At 63.8% G+C, this 18,638-nt stretch carries 17 protein-coding genes; 5 read left to right on the forward strand and 12 right to left on the reverse strand.

The features are described 5' to 3' along the window. Positions 1-2: 2 nt before the first annotated feature. Both ACTJK4_RS22665 and pilM read right to left on the reverse strand, forming a co-directional pair. Entirely contained in the window at positions 3-644 is a 642-nt protein-coding gene (locus tag ACTJK4_RS22665; RefSeq protein ID WP_440819035.1) for a PilN domain-containing protein, read from the reverse strand. Between the two features lie 10 nt (positions 645-654). Next, entirely contained in the window at positions 655-1,725 is a 1,071-nt protein-coding gene (pilM, locus tag ACTJK4_RS22670) for a pilus assembly protein PilM (protein WP_316871539.1), read from the reverse strand. A 452-nt stretch (positions 1,726-2,177) separates the two neighbouring features. On the opposite strand from pilM, the gene ACTJK4_RS22675 reads away from it, so the two are divergent. Further along, positions 2,178-4,589, forward strand: coding sequence for a penicillin-binding protein 1A (locus ACTJK4_RS22675; RefSeq protein ID WP_440819037.1), 2,412 nt, complete (start codon positions 2,178-2,180; stop codon positions 4,587-4,589). Between the two features lie 69 nt (positions 4,590-4,658). Here the strand turns inward: ACTJK4_RS22675 and cyaY are convergent, their stop codons facing one another. Beyond that, positions 4,659-5,003: an iron donor protein CyaY gene (cyaY, locus tag ACTJK4_RS22680; RefSeq protein ID WP_232041184.1), complete on the reverse strand. Its 345-nt coding sequence runs from the start codon at positions 5,001-5,003 to the stop codon at positions 4,659-4,661. Between the two features lie 138 nt (positions 5,004-5,141). Between cyaY and lptM the strand changes: the two genes are divergently transcribed. After that, positions 5,142-5,375 (forward strand): LPS translocon maturation chaperone LptM, encoded by a 234-nt coding sequence (gene lptM / locus ACTJK4_RS22685; RefSeq protein ID WP_004634541.1) that lies wholly within the window; start codon positions 5,142-5,144, stop codon positions 5,373-5,375. Between the two features lie 64 nt (positions 5,376-5,439). Beyond that, entirely contained in the window at positions 5,440-6,699 is a 1,260-nt protein-coding gene (lysA, locus tag ACTJK4_RS22690; RefSeq protein WP_260804358.1) for a diaminopimelate decarboxylase, read from the forward strand. Between the two features lie 63 nt (positions 6,700-6,762). Here lysA and msrQ read toward each other — a convergent pair whose 3' ends face one another. The 8 genes from msrQ to ACTJK4_RS22730 form a co-directional block, all read right to left on the reverse strand. After that, a complete protein-coding gene (gene msrQ, locus ACTJK4_RS22695) occupies positions 6,763-7,419 on the reverse strand; it encodes a protein-methionine-sulfoxide reductase heme-binding subunit MsrQ (RefSeq protein WP_232041186.1) in 657 nt (218 codons plus the stop codon). Positions 7,420-7,426: 7 nt separating this feature from the next. Next, entirely contained in the window at positions 7,427-8,422 is a 996-nt protein-coding gene (msrP, locus tag ACTJK4_RS22700; protein WP_440819040.1) for a protein-methionine-sulfoxide reductase catalytic subunit MsrP, read from the reverse strand. 94 nt (positions 8,423-8,516) lie between these two features. After that, a complete protein-coding gene (locus ACTJK4_RS22705; protein ID WP_440475931.1) occupies positions 8,517-9,377 on the reverse strand; it encodes an anti-sigma factor family protein in 861 nt (286 codons plus the stop codon). A gap of 8 nt (positions 9,378-9,385) precedes the next feature. After that, positions 9,386-9,958, reverse strand: coding sequence for an RNA polymerase sigma factor (locus ACTJK4_RS22710; RefSeq protein ID WP_440819042.1), 573 nt, complete (start codon positions 9,956-9,958; stop codon positions 9,386-9,388). A 25-nt stretch (positions 9,959-9,983) separates the two neighbouring features. Then, positions 9,984-10,418: a COG4315 family predicted lipoprotein gene (locus ACTJK4_RS22715; RefSeq protein ID WP_232041190.1), complete on the reverse strand. Its 435-nt coding sequence runs from the start codon at positions 10,416-10,418 to the stop codon at positions 9,984-9,986. Between the two features lie 108 nt (positions 10,419-10,526). Further along, complete coding sequence (ccsB, locus tag ACTJK4_RS22720) at positions 10,527-11,714, reverse strand: c-type cytochrome biogenesis protein CcsB (protein ID WP_092975806.1); 1,188 nt, start codon at positions 11,712-11,714, stop codon at positions 10,527-10,529. A gap of 7 nt (positions 11,715-11,721) precedes the next feature. Beyond that, positions 11,722-13,926, reverse strand: coding sequence for a cytochrome c biogenesis protein ResB (locus ACTJK4_RS22725; protein ID WP_316871530.1), 2,205 nt, complete (start codon positions 13,924-13,926; stop codon positions 11,722-11,724). A gap of 112 nt (positions 13,927-14,038) precedes the next feature. After that, entirely contained in the window at positions 14,039-14,698 is a 660-nt protein-coding gene (locus ACTJK4_RS22730) for a c-type cytochrome (protein ID WP_232041192.1), read from the reverse strand. A gap of 256 nt (positions 14,699-14,954) precedes the next feature. Between ACTJK4_RS22730 and yihA the strand changes: the two genes are divergently transcribed. Together yihA and hemB are read left to right on the forward strand one after the other, a co-directional pair. Beyond that, positions 14,955-15,656: a ribosome biogenesis GTP-binding protein YihA/YsxC gene (gene yihA / locus ACTJK4_RS22735; protein WP_045203015.1), complete on the forward strand. Its 702-nt coding sequence runs from the start codon at positions 14,955-14,957 to the stop codon at positions 15,654-15,656. A 150-nt stretch (positions 15,657-15,806) separates the two neighbouring features. Then, positions 15,807-16,802, forward strand: coding sequence for a porphobilinogen synthase (gene hemB / locus ACTJK4_RS22740; protein ID WP_232041193.1), 996 nt, complete (start codon positions 15,807-15,809; stop codon positions 16,800-16,802). Here hemB and dsbD read toward each other — a convergent pair whose 3' ends face one another. Beyond that, complete coding sequence (gene dsbD, locus ACTJK4_RS22745; protein WP_440819046.1) at positions 16,803-18,635, reverse strand: protein-disulfide reductase DsbD; 1,833 nt, start codon at positions 18,633-18,635, stop codon at positions 16,803-16,805. Positions 18,636-18,638 lie beyond the last annotated feature (3 nt).

Raw genomic sequence — 18,638 nt, forward strand, 5'->3', positions numbered from 1 at the left:
GGTTATTTCCTCGCCGTGGCCGCACCCGGCTTGGCCGGCGTTGCCGGCTCGGCCTTCCATTGGAAGCGGATCGTGAAGTTGAACAGACGGCGCTGTTCCTTCAGGTTGTTGGTCATGGTGGTGGCCACCGATTCACCCAGCTCGGCGTGATCCAGCCAGGGCACCGCACCCAGGTTGCGCAGCAGGTCCGACACGCGTTCGTTGGACTGGGCCACACCCGATACGGTGTAACGCTCGCCATCCTGCTTGAGCGAGGTGAGATAGATGCCGTCCGGCACCTGGCGCACCAGTTCTTCGAGCAACTGCACCGGGCGGTTGCGTTGGTTCTGCAGGCTTTCCACCGCTTGCTGACGTTGCAGCAGGTCGTCGATGTCCTTCTTGAGGGTGTTGACCTCGGCGATCTGCTTGTCCATCTCCGCGTTCTTCTGCGTGAGGATGTCGTTGATGCGTTGCGCCTCTTCAGTCTGGTGATCGATCACCATGCCGCCCAGGAACACCACCACTGCGCCCGCAACGGCAGCGCCGCCCAGGCTCATGAAGACTTTCTTGCGCTTACCGGCACGTCGCTCTGCGTGATACGGCAGCAGATTGACGTTCGGGAGCGCATTCACGGCATTCACGGCATTCGCGCTTTCATTGGCCATCGTCAGCTCCTTATTGCAGCCCGCGCAGGGCAAGGCCCGCGCTGACGATGTAGGCCGGCAGATCGCGCTGCAGATAGCGCGCGTTGACGTTCTTGGCCGCGCCCATGTTGGCGAACGGATTGGCCAGCGTCGTATTGATCTGCGTCTGTTGCTGGATCGCGGTCTGCACGCCCAGCAACGATGCGTGACCGCCCGAGAGCACGATCTCGTCCACGCGGCCGACGCTCGAAGTCGACAGGAAATTCTGGATCGCCTGCCCCACTTCCATGGCCAGCGTCTCGAGCGAGGGCTTGAGCAGCTGGCTACGGTATTCGTCGGGCAACGTGTTCTTGCGCTTCTTCACCTCGGCCTTGAGCAGATCGAGTGAGAACAGACGCGAGATGCTTTGCGTGAGCTGGTCGCCCGAGCCGGACATCGGCTGGTCATACAACTCCTTCCAGCCTTGGTAGAATAGTGCGTGCGAGCGCGCCCCGCCCAGGTGGAACATCGCCACGACGGGCATGTCGCGCGTCTCGGTTTCGGTGGCGTCCGGCTTGACGGCTAGCATGTGCGTCATGGCGCGCTGGATGGCGTTCTCTTCCACATCCATGACGATCGCTTTCAGACCGGCCATCTCGGCGGCGGTCACGCGCTCGGTCACGCGCTCCGAAACCGTTGCCGTGACACGCACGCCGATCCCGCCTTCGGTTTCGGACGGGCCGATCACGACATAGTCGAAATTTACGTTCTGCGAGGGCGGAAACAGCCGGTTGGCTTCGCTCTCGACCTGCACGAAAAGCTCGTCTTCGGTCAGGTTGTCGGGCAGGCTGACGGTTTGCGATTCCGTCAGGCTTGCGGGAATGGCAAGCACAGCTTCCTTGCCGCGAATGCCCGCCTTGGCGATGGCACGCTTGAGCGCATTGCCCACCGCATCGATATTCACCAGATTGCCGTCGGCGACGGCACTGCGTTCAATCAGCTCGCTGGCGCATTTTTCGAGACGGAAATCCCCCTGCTTGCCGTTGGCGGACAACTCCACCACCTTGACGCTGGAAGACCCGATATCTATCCCGACGATATTGCGGCGCAGCAGGCCGGACAACAAACCCCGTCGCACAGAGACACCCCACCGTTTATAGTTTTTTGAACCCTGGCGCCCGTCGCAAATCCAACGTGCGCCATAGCCTGCTTAGATTTGCTGCTGGATTCTCACAAAATCCTTTAGAACAGGCAAACGCTCAGGCAGACCGCGATGCATTTCGCGCCACGCCCTTCGGAAAGCGTTGTCAAAACCCCACGGTCGGGGGATACCCCTTTCGTCTGACTTGATTTCCGCTCCGTCTACTTCTATCGGCTGATTCTTAGCCGTCTTGAATCAAGATACGGCGGGCGCACAATTCGCGCGCCCAGTGAGCATGACGCGGCGCACAAGTGCAGTCTCGTGCGCTGAGGTGACACTGGTTACGTGCTGTTACGTCCGATGCCGTCAGACCCTTGAAGCCGCGACGATATAATCGCCGCCACGCTGACTGACACCCCCGGTGCCCACCTGTAATGGCTACTGCCCAAACCACCCCAGCTTCGCCCAAGCCGCCCAAAGCCCGCCGCCCGTTGTGGGTGCGACTGCTTCTCTGGATGCTCGGCCTGTTCGTTGCCATGGGGGTCGTCGGAGCGCTGCTGCTGGGCTATGCCCTGCTCGTCGCCGCGCCCAACCTCCCGTCGCTCGACGCGATCACCGATTACCGCCCGAAGATTCCGCTGCGCGTGTACACCGCCGACAACGTCCTCATCGGGGAATTCGGCGAGGAGCGCCGCAGCTTCGTGCCGATCACGCAGATGCCCGACGTGATGAAGCGCGCGGTGCTGGCCATCGAGGATGACCGCTTCTACGAGCACGGCGGCGTCGACTTCATCGGCGTGCTGCGCGCGGGCCTGGCGAACCTGCACGGCGGCCTGTCGCAAGGCGCATCGACCATCACGATGCAGGTGGCGCGCAACTTCTTCCTGTCGAGCGAGAAAACGTACACGCGCAAGATCTACGAGATGCTGCTCTCGTACAAGATCGAGGCGAGCCTGACAAAGGATCAGATCCTCGAGCTGTACATGAACCAGATTTACCTGGGTCAGCGCGCGTACGGCTTTGCCAGCGCCGAGCAGATCTACTTCGGCAAGAACATCAAGGACATCACCCTGGCCGAAGCGGCCATGCTGGCCGGCCTGCCCAAGGCGCCGTCGGCGTACAACCCGGTGGTGAACCCGAAGCGCGCCAAGGTGCGTCAGGAATACATCCTGCAGCGCATGCGCGACCTGCACTACATCACGCCGGAGCAGTACACCCAGGCCATCAACGAGCAACTGCCGGTGCGCGGCGAAGGCCATGAGTTCGACGTGCACGCCGAGTACGTCGCCGAAATGGTGCGTCAGCTCATGTATGCGCAGTACCGCGAAGAAACCTATACGCGCGGCCTGAATGTCTACACCACGCTGCGCAAGGCCGACCAGGATGTCGCGTATCAGTCCGTGCGCCGCGGCATTCTCGACTACGAGCGCCGTCATGGCTATCGCGGCCCGGAAGCATTCATCGATCTGCCCTCCGACGCAGAAGAGCGCGAACAGGCCATCGACGACGCCCTGCTCGAACATCCGAACAGCGACGATCTGCAATCGGCCGTGGTGGTGAGCGTGACGCCCAAGCTGGTGCGCGCGACGATGCTGACCGGTGAGACGATCGACCTGGCGGGCGACGGTCTGCGCTTTGCACAAGCCGCGCTGTCGAACAACGCGCAGCCGAAGATCAGGCTGCGCCCGGGTGCGGTGATCCGTGTGATTCAGGACACGAAGACGCAGAAGTGGTCAATCACGCAGCTGCCGGAAGTGGCTTCGGGCTTTATCTCCCTTGACCCGCAGACGGGCGCGATCTATTCGATGGTCGGCGGCTTCGATTTCAACCGCAGCAAGTTCAACCACGTCACGCAGGCCTGGCGCCAGCCGGGTTCGAGCTTCAAGCCGTTCATCTATTCGGCGGCGGTGGACAAGGGTTTCTCGCCGTCTACGGTGATCAACGATGCGCCGCTCTCCATCCCGACCGGCGACACCGGTGGCCAGGTGTGGGAGCCGAAGAACTACGGCGGCGGCTACGACGGTCCGATGACGATGCGCCGCGCGCTGCAGAAGTCGAAGAACCTCGTGTCGGTGCGGATTCTGCGGGCGATTGGTACGCAGTACGCGCAGCAGTACATCACGCGCTTCGGGTTCGACGCCGATCGGCACCCGGCCTACCTGCCGATGGCGCTGGGCGCAGGTTCGGTGACGATGCTGCAGATGGCGAGCGGCTACTCGGTGTTCGCCAACGGCGGCTACCGCGTGAACCCGTACATCATCGACCGCGTGGTGGATGCGCGCGGCACGGTCGTGCAGCAGAGCCATCCGATGACCGCCGGCAAGGACGCCGTGCGCGTGATCGACCCGCGCAACGACTTCATCATGGATTCGCTGCTGCGCAGCGTTGTGTCTGGCGGTACGGGCTACCAGGCCAAGGTCAAGCTGGGCCGCAACGACATGGCCGGCAAGACCGGCACCACCAACGACTCGTTTGACGCCTGGTTCTGCGGCTACACGCCCAAGGTGGTCGGCGTGGCCTGGATGGGCTACGACAACCCGCGCAGCCTGGGCGATCGCGAAACCGGTGGTGGCCTGGCCCTGCCGATCTGGATCAACTACATGAGCTACGCGCTCAAAGGTGAACCGCAGACCGAGCGTCAGCCGCCCGAAGGCGTCGTGCAGATGGCCGGCGACTGGGCCTACGAGGAATACGCCAACGGTCAGGGCGTGGCTTCGGTGGGCTTGGGCGATGCCATGCCGGGAGCATCCGCACCGGCCGGCGACCAACCGCAGCCTGGCGTCAACCTGGCGCCGACGCAGGAACAGGAGAAGCAGAAGATTCTCGACATGTTCCGCGGCAACTGAACTTCGCGCCCACGAAAAAGCCGCCCTTCGGGGCGGCTTTTCTTTTGGCATCCGACAAGAACGTTGCGCTCAGCCGGCGGCCAATGTCACATCCACATCGCTTTGCTGGCTAACATAGCGTGACAGCGCGACGTACAGCTCTTCCTTGCTGCGCGTGTCGACCCAGCGGCCGTCGTCACCACGGCGGAAGTGGAAACCGCCGGCACGCGCAGCCACCCACAGTTCCTGCATCGGCGCCTGGCTGTTGATGATGATCTTGGAGCCATCGTCGAATTCAAGCGTGAGCACGTTGCCGGTACGGTTGATCTCGATGTCGGCATCGGCCTCCTCTGCAGCCGTTTCGACAATGCTTTCGATGCGGGTGAGTTCCGCTTCAGCCAGCGCCAGGAACTCCGATTCGCTCAGGGGGGGCATGCTACACTCCAAAATCTTGCGCGGACGTTGCGTGGCGGCCCTTTCCGGCCCGTCCTGACCAGCAGGCGCCTCGTCCCATATGACTCCGATCGCCGCAAGGGCCTGACCCCTGGGGCATCCTTTCTGCACCATCATCCGATGATACGAACCGCCGCCATTGTAGCCACTGTCGGCCTGACCCTGACGGTCGCAGGCCTATCCGGCTGCGGGATTCGCGGGCCGCTGTACATGCCCAAGGTGCCGCCGGCGCCAACCGCGCCGCAAACCACCGACCCTGGCATCGCCGGCCCGAACGCCGTGCCGCAGCCCCCGGTGCCGGGCGCCAAACCCGCAGCCGCCGATGCCGCCAGCGCGGTACCCGCGAACCGCTGATACCGTCTTTTTTGCTCAACCGGCGCCGCCCTAATCCAGGGCTGCACCCAGAATGTTCCCACTCATGTCCGAGTCCCTGATCCGCCAGGAAGGCGCGCTGATGATCGAAGGCGTCGCGCTGGACGCGATTGCCGCGCAGTTCGGCACGCCCACCTACGTGTACTCGCGCGCCGCGCTCACAGCCAACTATCGGGCCTACGCCGCCGCATGCGAAGGTCGCAACGCGCATGTGCAGTACGCCATGAAAGCCAACTCGAACCTGGCCGTGCTGCAGGTGTTCGCGCAGCTTGGCGCAGGCTTTGACATTGTGTCCGCCGGCGAACTCAAGCGCGTGCTGGCCGCCGGTGCGCCGGCCGCGAAGGTGGTGTTCTCGGGCGTAGGCAAGAGCGCAGACGAAATGCGCTTCGCGCTGGAGGTCGGCGTGGCGTGCTTCAACGTGGAGTCGATTCCCGAGCTGCACCGCCTGAACGACGTGGCCGCCTCGATGGGCAAGGTCGCGCCCGTGTCGCTGCGCATCAACCCGGACGTGGACGCCAAGACGCACCCGTACATCTCGACGGGCCTGAAGGGCAACAAGTTTGGCGTGGCGTTTGACGAAGTGCTGCCGACCTACCGCGCGGCGGCTGCGATGCCGAACCTGCGCGTGGTCGGCATCGACTGCCATATCGGCTCGCAAATCACCGAGGTGTCGCCGTATTTGGATGCGCTGGACAAGGTGCTCGACGTGGTGACGCAGCTCGACGCCGAGGGCATTCGGCTGTCGCACATTGATGTGGGCGGTGGCCTGGGCATCACTTACACAGACGAGACGCCGCCGGACATCACAGCCTTCGCGCGCACGCTGTTGGACCGCGTCGAGCAACGCGGCTTTGGCGATCGCACCGTGCTGTTCGAGCCGGGCCGCTCGCTGGTGGGCAACGCGGGCCTGCTGCTCACGCGCGTCGAATACCTCAAGCCTGGCGCGAGCAAAAACTTCTGCATCGTCGATGCGGCCATGAATGATCTCGCCCGCCCCGCGATGTACGAGGCGTATCACCACATCGTGCCGGTGCGCGAAGGCCAGAGCGCGCCGGTCGTCTACGACGTGGTGGGCCCGGTGTGCGAATCCGGGGACTGGCTCGGCCGCGACCGTTCGCTGGCGGTGCAGCCCGGCGACGTGCTGGCGATCCTGTCAGCCGGCGCGTACGGCTTCACGATGAGTTCCAACTACAACACACGCAATCGCGCCGCCGAAGTCATCGTCGATGGCGACAAGATGCACCTCGCACGCGAGCGCGAGTGCTTTGAAGACCTGATCCGCGGCGAGCACCTGTTCCCGGCGTAAGCCTGCATCGCAAAGAAAAAGCCGACGCGCAAACGTCGGCTTTTTTCATGGGCGCGACCAGTGTCAATCGCGCGCCGGCATCGCGCCTCCAGCCATCGCACTGCGTGGCGAGCGCCAAGCCCACCACACCCGCAGCCCCAACAGCACGGCCATCACCGCGGCGTAGATCGACACCTCGGCAAAGTCGTGCTTGCCGGCCTTGTGCCACCAGTAGTGCAGGATGCCGAGCACGCCGGTCACATAGACAAGCCGGTGCAGCCACTGCCAACGCTTGCCGCCAAGCCTGCGCACCATCGCGTTGGTCGACGTGGCGGCCAGGGGAATCATCAGCACGAACGCCGCAAAGCCCACGGTAATGAAGGGCCGCTTGACGATGTCCTTGAGCATCGACGCTGGGTCGAGCCCGCGATCGACCAGCAACCAGATCAGGAAATGGATTGATCCGTAAAAGAACGTGTACAGCCCGAGCATGCGGCGAAGCCGGATCAGCCAGTTCATGCCCGTGATGCGGCGCAGCGGCGTGATGGCCAGCGTGCAGCACAGCAGCACCAGCGTCCATGTGCCGGTCGAGCGCGTGACGAACTCCAGCGGGTTCGGCCCGAACTGGTCCGTCGCGCCCAGGAAGACGATGCGCAGGAAGGGCACGAGCGCGACCACCCACGCGATCGCCTTCACCACACGCAACTGCTTGGGCGGCAACATCGGCGGCAACAGTGTCATGTCGGCCTCAGAAGTTCTTGCGCAGGTCCATGCCCGCGTACAGCGGCGCAACCTGCTCATAGCCGTTGAACATCAGCGTCTTGCGCTTGGGTGCGAAGAGGCCGCCAAAGCCGCCCTTGTCTTCGCCGATGCGGCGTTCGGTAGCCTGACTCCAGCGCGGGTGATCCACGGTCGGGTTCACATTGGAATAGAAGCCGTATTCGTTGGCCGCAGCAAGGTTCCAACTCGTCGGCGGCTGCTTGTCGACAAAGCGAATCTTGACGATCGACTTGGCGCTCTTGAAGCCGTACTTCCACGGCACGATCACGCGCACGGGCGCACCGTTCTGATTCGGCAGCACCTGGCCGTAGAGCCCGAAGGTGAGCAGCGCCAAGGGATGCATCGCCTCGTCCAGGCGCAGGCCTTCGCTGTACGGCCACTCCAGCACGGGGCTGCTGATGCCGGGCATCTGGCGCTTGTCGGCCAGCGAGATGAATTGGATGTACTTGGCGCCGCCCTGGGGCTCCACCCGCTTGATCAGCTCGGCCAGCGGAAAGCCCACCCACGGAATCACCATCGACCAGCCCTCGACGCAACGCAGGCGGTAGACGCGCTCTTCCATCGGCGCGAGCTTCATCAGGTCGTCCAGGTCGTAGGTTTTGGGCGTCTTCACCAAGCCCTCCACGCTGACTTGCCAGGGGTGCGGGCGCAGCGTGCCGGCATAGCGCGCCGGGTCGGCCTTGTCGGTGCCGAACTCGTAGAAGTTGTTGTACGTGGTGACCTGGTCGTACGGGGTCGCTTTCTCCACGGTCGTGTACGCAGGATTCGGCTTGCCGGCCAGCTTGGCTAGCGACGGGTTGACGGCAAAGGCCTCGCGTGAGGCCCACGGCGCCAGCGTTGCGCCGGCAGCGCCCATGGCGGCAGCGGCCAAAAAGCGACGGCGCTGCTCGAAGATGTGCTGCGGCGTGATCTCGCTGGCGGGGATGTCGTCGCCACGCAGCCAGCGGTCAGTCTTGATCAACATGATTCGTGGTCCTCGTTGTGCGGGAGCGCTGTCCCATGTGCGTTGGTCGTGCCCGCGCCGCCAACCTGACAGCGTGCGGGAAAAAAAGTTAGTGCTATTCCTTGCGGGGCGCAGGCCCGGTGAATTCGCTGTACTGCCGATAGACCACCTGGGCCACTTCCAGCAACTGCGTCCGCGCCAGCGGGCCGGCGACCGCAAACCCCAGACCGCGATCCGCCCAATAGAACGCCATCGGTGGCGGGTGATCCACCGCAGGATGAATCGCCTGCAGCACGCGGTTGTCGGGCGCGAGCGTCTCTAGCCGGAAACCGGTATCGCGATTGTTCGGCATGCGCCGTAACTGCACGGAGATCCGCGTGCCGCCCGGCCCCTCGTACATCAGCATGGCCGTCGGCGCATCCGCCACGACCGTCTGGCGCCCGCCGATGAGCCGGTAGCCGAGCGACGTCAGGTCTGGAATACGCAACTGCGCATCAAGCCGCCGCGACAACCATGTGACGAGATGCGCCTCTTCGCCGGCCGGCACCTCCACCATGTGTTTGGACTCGGGAGAAAAGACGACGTGCGATACGAGTGCATCGTTCGCGAAACGTTGCATGGGCATGGTGCGCTCGACGGCACCTCGGCCGAGCCAACCGGCACCCGAGCCAATGGCCAGGCAGGCGACGCTCAACGCCACCACACTCCAGCCGCGCATCGCGCCGAAGCCGCCGGCCGTCGGGCGACGTGCTGCCGCCAAGATTGCCGCCGGAATGCGGCGCTGCGGCACAGGTTCGTTGAGCAGCGGATCGAGCGCGTGGTGCAATTGCGCGTCCGTCCTGCGCCAGCCCGCGACCTCGGCGGCTGCGTGCGGGTGCGCAGCAAGATAAGCCTCCACGACGGCGCGCCGTGCCGCGGGCAAGCGGCCGTCAGCATAGGCGTGAAGTTCGTCGATATGAATGGAATTGGAGGACATGGCGAGCCTCACTTCACGCGGTGCAGCGCTGCGCTGCTCCCGTCGCCAGACACCGCCGATGCACGGGACGCAGCGGGCGAGCCATCCAGCGCCACGCGCATCCGCTCACGCGCCCGCGACAGCCGCGACATCACCGTGCCCACCGGCACGCCCAGCACGTCGGCGGCTTCCTTGTAGGCGAACTGCTCCAGACCGACGAGCAGCAGTACCGCCCGCTGGTCTTCGGGCAGCGTCGCCAGCGCACGCAGCAAGTCGCGGCGCAAACCGGGGTCGTCGTCGACGGGGATCTCGGGAGGTGAGTCGCTCAGCTCGATCCGATCGGGCCGGCGCACGGCGTTCAGGTGCAGCCGATGCATGATGGTGAGCAGCCAGGCAAACAACCCGTCGCCCTCGCCCTTTGCGCCAATCTGCCCGATCGGCCCAAGCCTGGGCCGTAGCTGGAACCGCCAGCGATAACGCCAGGCGCGTTCCAGCGTGTCCTGGACAAGATCATCGGCACGGCTGGCATCCCGCATCAGGCCGCGCGCGTGTCGGCGCAGGCGTGGCGTGAGCGCAATCAGCCGGCTGGCCAGGTCGGACATATGAGCGCGAGCGAAGGCGGGGGGCTTACGGCTTGGCGATGTGCCAAACGTTCATGAAGCCGTCTCCGGTCTGATCACCGGGCATCTTGTCCTTGGTCCAGAGGTAGAGCGGCTTGCCGCGATAGGCCCACTGTTTCTTGCCGTCGTCGCGCGTGATGATGGTGTAATCGCCCGACGGCTTGTCGGCGTCATTGGCAGCCAGCGGCGGCCAGTTCTCGGCGCACTTGCCGTTACAGGCGCTCTTGCCGGCCATGGCGTCACGGTCGAACGTGTAGAGCGCCATGCCGTGCTGATCCGTAAGCGTGCCGTTGGTCACCTTGACGGCGGATGGCGTGGACGACCCGCCCATGCCCATACCCATGCCGCTGCAGCCTGCCAAACCGAATGCGGCAAGCAGCGCGGCGCCGGCCAATGCGGCGCGCGGATTGAACAACTTCTGGGAAGCTGCGGACTGGCTCATCTTGTTCTCCTGAGATGGAGGGGCGCGCCGATCGCGCCCTCACTGAGCAGTAAACACGCTAGGCGCGTCTTTATTCCAGTCCGCCGAGATTTTTTTGTGACTGACGGCTTACAGCTCGCCGTAGCTGTGCAGGCCTGAGAGGAACATGTTCACGCCCAGGAAGGCGAACGTCGTCACCAACAGACCAATCAGCGCCCACCAAGCCGCCATGCGACCACGCAGGCCCTTCATCAGGCGCATGTGCAGCCACGCGGCGTAGTTCAGCCAAACGATCAGCGCCCAGGTTTCCTTCGGATCCCAGCTCCAGTAGCCGCCCCAGGCGTCAGCCGCCCACAGCGCACCGAGAATCGTGGCGATGGTGAAGAACGCAAACCCGACGGTGATGGCCTTGTACATCACGTCGTCCAGCACTTCGAGCGACGGAAGGCGATCGGCGAGCACGCCGCGCTCCTTCAGCAGATAAGCCGCGCCCACCATAGCCGACAGCGCGAACGTGCCGTAGCCAATGAAATTGGCCGGTACGTGGATCTTCATCCACCAGCTTTGCAGTGCCGGCACCAGCGGCTGGATCTCCTGCGCGCTGCGCGACACCGTGTACCACAGCAGAAAACCCACCGCTGCCGACACCACCAGCATCACGAACGGCCCCAGCGCGCGCGTCTTGTAACGCTGCTCGTAGTACAGATAGAACAGCGAGGTGATCAGCGTAAAGAGGATGAACACCTCGTACAGATTCGAGATGGGGATGTGGCCAATGTCTGCGCCCACCAGGTACGACTCATACCACCGCACCAGCATGCCGGTCAGGCCGAGCACCACGGCCGCCCAGCACAGCTTGCTGCCGATCGATCCACCCGCTTCCCAGCGCAGCAGAAAACCCGTCCAGAAAAACAGCGTGGACAGGAAGATCAGTGCGCTCATCCACAGGATGGCCGACTGGCTCGCAAGGAAATACTTGAGGAAGAAGGCGTGTTCAGCGCGGGCGAGATCCGGGCCATTGGCGCCGGCATATTGCGAGATACCGAACAGCGCCAGCACGGCGATGCCGATCATCAGCACGCGCACCGGCTTCCATGTCCAGCCCAGCCATGCGAAGGCGGGCACGGCGGCGACGAGAATGCCGCGCTCGTAGCCATCCATGTAAGCGCCATAGCGGGAAAAGGCATAACCAGCGCCGGCCGCCAGCATTGCAGCAAACAGCCAGTCAAACCAGCCTAGGCGGCGGAAATACGATGGGCGTTGCAACGCGCCCAGATCGGCGCTCGCCATGGTCGTTTGGGGATTGCTCGCTTCCATCACCGGCTCACTTCGTTGGTTTGGGGTCGACGCTCGCTGCACCGGCGGCATCGGGGGCGCTCGGGGCTCCTGCCGCGGCGCGAATATCGTGCTTGAGGCGCTCGAACTCGCGGTCAAAGTCGAGCGTGCGGCGCATGGTCGACATGGCGGTCAGCACATGTGCGCCGGAGGCGCTTTCGTTGGCCTGACCGGATTGCGGCCGGATCCACAGCCACCAGCGGCGCTCTCGCACGTAAAACATCGAGAACACGCCCAGCACCAGCAGCAACGACCCAAGATACACGATGTTTTTGCCCGGCGCACGTGTGAGCTGGAACACGCTGGCCTGCACTTGCTGGAAGTCGGTCAGCTGCAGATACACCGGTGCACCGTAGAAGGCATTGTCCGACAGCGCGTTGATGGCGCTCTGCAACCACTGGCTGCTGGCGGCATCCACAATGGGGGCCGGTTGGCCGTCCTGCGCGCGGGCCAGTTGCCACAGCTCCCACATCGAGCTGTTGATGATCTTCATCAGCACATCGGCGGCCTTCTCGCGCTCGCCTTCGGGCACCGATTTCTGCAGGAAGGTAGCGACTGCGGCAAAGCCGCCCTGCGCACCCGCGGAGCCGTCCTTTACATCGGCAGCGCCAGCAAAGAGGTCGAGCGCGCGACGGGCGCTTTCCATCAACTGGTTGCGCAGTTCCGCACGCTGCTCGCCGGGCATGGAGAGCAGCGCAAACCGGCGCGCCGCTTCGCCCCGCATCGCCGGATTTTGCAGCGCAGCGCGCAGGCGCATCCAGTCGCGAACGGTGCCTTGTGCGTCCGCAGGAATGCGCAGGTAGCGGAACGGCTCGTCCGGCTGTGAACGCATGCCGGCCAGGAACACCGACTGCCCGTCCAGCGTGACCGGCTGCATGTAATTGCTGAACTCGTGCGCCTGCCCGTTGGCGTCGCGCAGCTTGTACTGGACCGAGGGGCCGACGTTGCGCAGGTCGCGGTCGCGCGTCATCTTGGTCACGTTGCCAAGCTCCGCGCGCAGACCACTTTCCGCACCGTCCTTCTTGCCGACCCCGCGAGCGTCCTGCTTGCCGGAGGCGTCCGTCACCGTTTCGACATTCATCAGGCGGAAGTCGGAGAACTCGACCGTGTAATCGCCGCCCTTGCCGGTGAGCTTGGAGCTTTCGCCCACGACGCCCGACATGTCGAACGTCTTGGCGTTATCACCTTGCATCGGGAAGCCGGTCAGCTTGAGTTTCGAGCCGCCATCTTCGAAGCTCGACTGGTAGATCGCCACGCCGTCATACACGAACGGCTTGTTCACCTCCACGCGTGCGGCGGTCTGCTTGCCGGTACGACGGTCGGTCACGACGATGTCGCTGGCGAACAGCTTTGGCATGCCGGTCGAATAATGCTCAACCGTGAACTTCTTGAGCGTGATCATGAACGGCAGGTCCTGGATCAGCGCGCCATCGGCGATGTTCAGGATCGCCGTGCTGACGCTCGAACCTTCCGGCACGAACGCATTGCCGCGAAAGCCGGGGTTCGAGGTCGAGAGCCGATGTTCCGGGCCGATGTCGCTGATGACCGCATTGCCCTTGATGGGCGACTTGCCGCCAAACCACATCTGCGCGCGGATCATCATGTCGCCGTCCAGCAGCCCGCCGATGCAGATCACGACGATGGCCGTGTGCGCAAGGATGTAGCCGATCTTGTTGCCCGCCCCGGCCTTTGCGGTGATCAGCGTCGCACCACCCTCGCGCGCGAACGCCTTGATGCGGAAGCCGCGGTTCTGCGCAAGTGCGGCCAAGCGAGCGATGACGGTTGCGGTAGCGACGGGCGAATCAAATTCGTCGCGGTGATGGAACGCACGCAAGCTGCCTTCGCGCACGTTCTCGCGCCAGGAGCGCATGTCGGCCAGCATCTTGGGGGCGTTGCGCACAATGCACAGCGAGGTCGACACCACCAAAAACGCCAAGATCAGCAGAAACCACCAGGCGCTATAGACGGTGGGCAGCGTCAGCGAGCGGAACACGTCGGCCCAGAACGGCCCGAACTGGTTGACGTAGTTCGGATACGGATCGTTCTGTTTGAGCACCGTGCCGATCACGCTGGCAATGGCGATCACCGTCAGCAGGCTGATGGCAAAGCGCATCGACGACAGCAGCTCGACCGTTTCGCGCAGCGCGCGACGTCGGGAGCGGATCTGGACGCCGGAAGTGGAGACCGAAGACATGCTGGGAGACAACCTGTTCAGAAACGAAAACAGGGTGGCGATGCCAGGCGCATTGCCACCCTGTTCTTCTTGTTGATTGTGCGACCGTCACATGACGGCCGGGTGCGGCAGATTAGCGCAGACCGGCAATGTAATCGGCCACCGCCTTGATCTGCTGGGCCGTCATGCGACCAGCCAAGTCGCGCATCTGTACGCTGTTCTTGCGGGTGCCGCTTTGGAACGCAACCAGTTGAGCTTCAGTGTATTCGGAGAACTGACCTGCAATACGCGGATATTGCGCCGGGATACCGGCACCCGTCGGGCCGTGACAGCCTGCGCATGCTGCGATACCGCGCTTGGCGTCGCCGCCGCGATACAGCTTCTGGCCCAGCTCGATGGTGTCTTTGCTCTTGGCCGAACCCGGCTTCCAAGCCGGTTGCTTACCCAGGTAGGCACCAATGTCCTTCATGTCCTGGTCCGACAGCGCGCCGGCATACAGAGACATGACCGGCTGGTTACGGTCGGTCTTGGCCTTGAAATCCTTGAGCTGCTTTTCGATGTATTCGGCGTGCTGGCCAGCCAGCTTCGGGTTGACGTTCATGGCGCTGTTGCCGCCGGCGCCGTGACAACTGGCACATGCAGGCACGCCACTGGCGGGCACACCGGTGTTGAAAATCGTTTCGCCGCGCGCGGCGTCGGCCTTGGCGACTTTTTGCTCTTCGGCATGGGCCATGGAAAAGACCGATGCCAGGGACAGCGCTGCGACAGCAAAAACGTTCGCGATGCGGTTCATTCGCACACCTTGTTTAGATTGTTTTCGAATGCTGCGTGCGCCGCCCAATGCGGGACCCTGCGGCGCCGGGCATCCCCTTCTCCTCGTGCCAGATCAGCGCATGAAAACGGACCGGCCCGGGCCTCGGGGCGGTCCTGCGACGGATCTGGTGGGGACGTCCGTAAACCGGCGTATTGTACAATAACACCTCTGCAATGCGACCTCGCGGCGCAGCAACCACGCAGTTCTGAACTGCAGTTTACAGGTACTGCCGCGCATGTCGCTCCTGCATCAAGCCCGTTTCTTCATCACCGTCAATCATCTGCGTGATTTACCGGCGACCGCCGTGCCGGAAGTTGCGTTTGCGGGCCGCTCCAACGCAGGCAAATCCACCGCGATCAACATCCTGTGCAATCAGAAGCGGCTCGCCTTTTCCAGCAAGACGCCTGGCCGCACGCAGCACATCAACTATTTCTCGGTGATGCCCGCCAAGGCGGAGGACCCGCTCGGTTTCCTGGTCGACCTGCCCGGTTACGGCTATGCCGAAGCGCCCGGCGAGACCAAATCGCACTGGGTTCATCTTCTGGGCGACTACGTCAAGGCGCGCCAGCAGCTCGCCGGCCTCGTCATCATGATGGACGCGCGCCGCCCGTTTACCGACCTCGATTGCCAGATGGTCGAGTGGTTCCTGCCGACAGGTAAGCCGATCCACGTGCTGCTCACGAAAGCGGACAAGCTGACCAACAACGATGCCTCGCGCGCACTCATGGCCGCACGCAAGGTGCTGGCCGATTACCGCGCGCAGATCGACGGCGATGTTTCGCTCACGGTGCAGTTGTTCTCCAGCCTGAAGCGTCGCGGCATCGAAGAGGCGCAGCGAATTGTCGCAGGCTGGCTGTGCCTGCCGGAGGCGCTGGAGCCCGAGCCGCAAGCCGAGCAGGCAAAAAAAACCCCGTCGCCAAACACGCAACGGGGGTAACGACCCCATCGAGCCATCGATGGGAACCCGCGTCAGGGAGGAGCCGCGGGGAACGCTGCATCAGCGTCGCTGGCGCATTGTCCGTGCATAGGATGGATAATCGCGACAAAGGTTTCGAAACTTCACAGTGTGTTCTTAGGGTCTGCTGAAATGATCGCGAGCTTCCCCGACCATCGTCCGCGCCGCATGCGCCGCGACGATTTCTCCCGCCGCATGATGCGCGAATCGCGCCTCACTGCTGACGACCTGATCTACCCGGTCTTCATCCTCGAAGGCACGAATGTGCGACAGGCCGTGCCGTCGATGCCGGGTGTCGAGCGCGTGTCGATCGATGTATTGCTGAGCGTCGCCGAGCAGTGCGTGCAGCTTGGCATTCCGGTGCTTGCACTCTTCCCCGTTATCGAGCCCTCGCTCAAAACGCCGGATGGTATCGAGGCCACCAATGCCGACGGCTTGATCCCGCGCGCGGTAAAGGCGCTCAAGGCGCGCTTCCCTGAATTGGGCATCCTGACCGATGTGGCGCTCGATCCGTACACGAGCCATGGCCAGGACGGCGTGCTCGACGCCAACGGCTATGTGCTCAACGAAGAGACGGTGGATATCCTGATGCGCCAGGCGCTGGTGCAGGCTGCGGCAGGCGTGGACATCGTCGCGCCATCCGACATGATGGACGGCCGTATCGGCGCGATTCGCCTGGCGCTGGAGAATGACGACCACATCCACACGCGCATCATGGCCTACGCGGCAAAGTACGCTTCGGCGTTCTACGGCCCGTTCCGTGACGCGGTGGGCTCGGCTGCCAATCTGGGCAAGAGCAACAAGATGACTTACCAGATGGATCCGGCCAACTCGGACGAAGCACTGCGCGAAGTGGCGCTCGACATCGCCGAAGGGGCCGACATGGTGATGGTCAAGCCCGGCATGCCATATCTCGACATCGTGCGCCGCGTGAAAGATGAGTTCCGCTTTCCGACGTATGTCTATCAGGTCAGCGGTGAATATGCGATGCTGAAAGCCGCCGCGCAGAACGGCTGGCTGGATCACGACAAGGTCGTGCTGGAATCGCTGCTGGCATTCAAACGCGCCGGGGCGAACGGCATCCTGACATATTTTGCGCTGGACGCCGCACGCCTGCTGCGCGCGTAATCAGGCCGTCGGCTTGACTGCCTGTGTCGCGCCGATCGCGCGGCGCAGGCTTTCCAGGAACGTGTCGGCGCGCTCAAAGCCAACCACACGCGCCTTCAGTTCGCGACCCTGCGCATCGAAGAAGATCGTGCCGGGCGGACCGAACAGGCCGAAGCGTTTGAGCAAGGCTTGGTCATCAGCGTTGTTGGCCGTCACGTCGGCCTGCAGCAGCACCACATCGGCAAGCGCCTTGTGCACCCGCGCATCGGTAAAGGTCAGGCGCTCCATCTCTTTGCAGCTGACGCACCAGTCGGCGTAGAAATCGAGCATCACCGCACGCCCCGATGCGCTCGCGTTGCGCACTTCGGTGTCGAGTTCGGCGATGCTCTTCACGCGCTTGAATATCACGCCGCGTGCTTCCGCTTGCGCGGACGTGCCCGCCGATGCGCGAATCAGTCCGCCCAGCGGTTGCAGCGGATCGCGGCCTCCGGCGGCGACACCGACCAGTTGCGCCGCCCCCGCCAGCGCGAGCACCACACCCGCAACCTTGCCCAAGCGCTGCACGTTGCCCGCGCCATCCGGCAGCGAATCGAACGTCCGCAGAAACACGGCCGCACCGATCAACAACCCACCCCACGCGACCATCACCGCCCAGGCCGGCAACACCGGCTGCACGATCCACAGCGCCACCGCCAGCAGGATGAAACCGAACACCGCTTTGGTGACGATCAACCAATGGCCAGCACGCGGCAGCAAGTTGCCCGCCCCCACACCTACGAGCACAAGCGGCACGCCCATGCCGATCGACATCGCAAACAACGCCATGCCCCCGATGGCTGCGTTGCCCGTCTGCGCGATGTAGGCCAGCGCACCCGCCAACGCCGGCGTCACACACGGGGACACGATCAACGCCGACAGCGCGCCCATCACGACGGCTCCCACAATCTCGCCGCCGCCATGCTTGCTGGAAGCTTTTGTCAGGTGATCGCGCCAAGCCGCCGGCAATTGCAGTTCATACAGCCCGAACATCGATAGCGACAGCGCCACCATCAAGACAGCAAACGCGCCCAGCACCCACGCATTCTGCAGCGCGGCTTGCAGCCCCTGCCCGGCCAAACCGGCTGCCACACCCACGGCGGTATAGACGACGGCCATACCGAGCACGTAAGCCGTCGACACGATTGCTGCACGCGAGCGCGTCGCATGTTCGCCGACCACGATCGCCGACAAGATCGGCAGCATGGGCAGCACGCACGGCGTGAAGGTCAGCAGCAGCCCGAGCCCAAAGAACAACGCCGCAATCGCTCCAAGATTGCCGCTGCCGAGCGTGCTGGCGATGCGGCCGAGGATATCCCCGGAACTGGCATCGCCACCGCCCGCGGAAGACATGCCCGACAACGAGGCGGCGGGCTCCACCAGGAAACGGCTCTTCATCGGCGGATAGCACAGGCCCTGATCTGCACACCCTTGCGACGTGACGATCAGCGTGAAAGGCGCACTGGCGTTCTGGGCTTTCACACGGAATGCAACGTCATGCCGGTAGGTCTCGACGTCCTTGTTGAACGTCTCGTCAAACTTGACCTTGCCTGCCGGCATGTCAGGGGGTGCCAGCGTGACGGTCGCCGGATCCGCCGCCACCGCGAAGCGCTCGCGATACATGTAGTAGCCGTCGGCAATAGCGAACCTCACTTCGACGGTCTGGCTGTCGACCTGTTTGGCGGCGAAGCGGAATGCCTGCTCGGGTGGCAGGAAATCGTCAGCAGCAAGCGCGCGCATGGGCAGCGTCGCCACTGCGACGAGCAACATCACCAACTGGACGACACGTCGGACGGACGCGAACGGAAAAAGGGTCATATC

The sequence above is a fragment of the Ralstonia sp. 22111 genome, from assembly GCF_052045895.1.
In the GTDB taxonomy this organism is placed as follows: domain Bacteria; phylum Pseudomonadota; class Gammaproteobacteria; order Burkholderiales; family Burkholderiaceae; genus Ralstonia; species Ralstonia wenshanensis.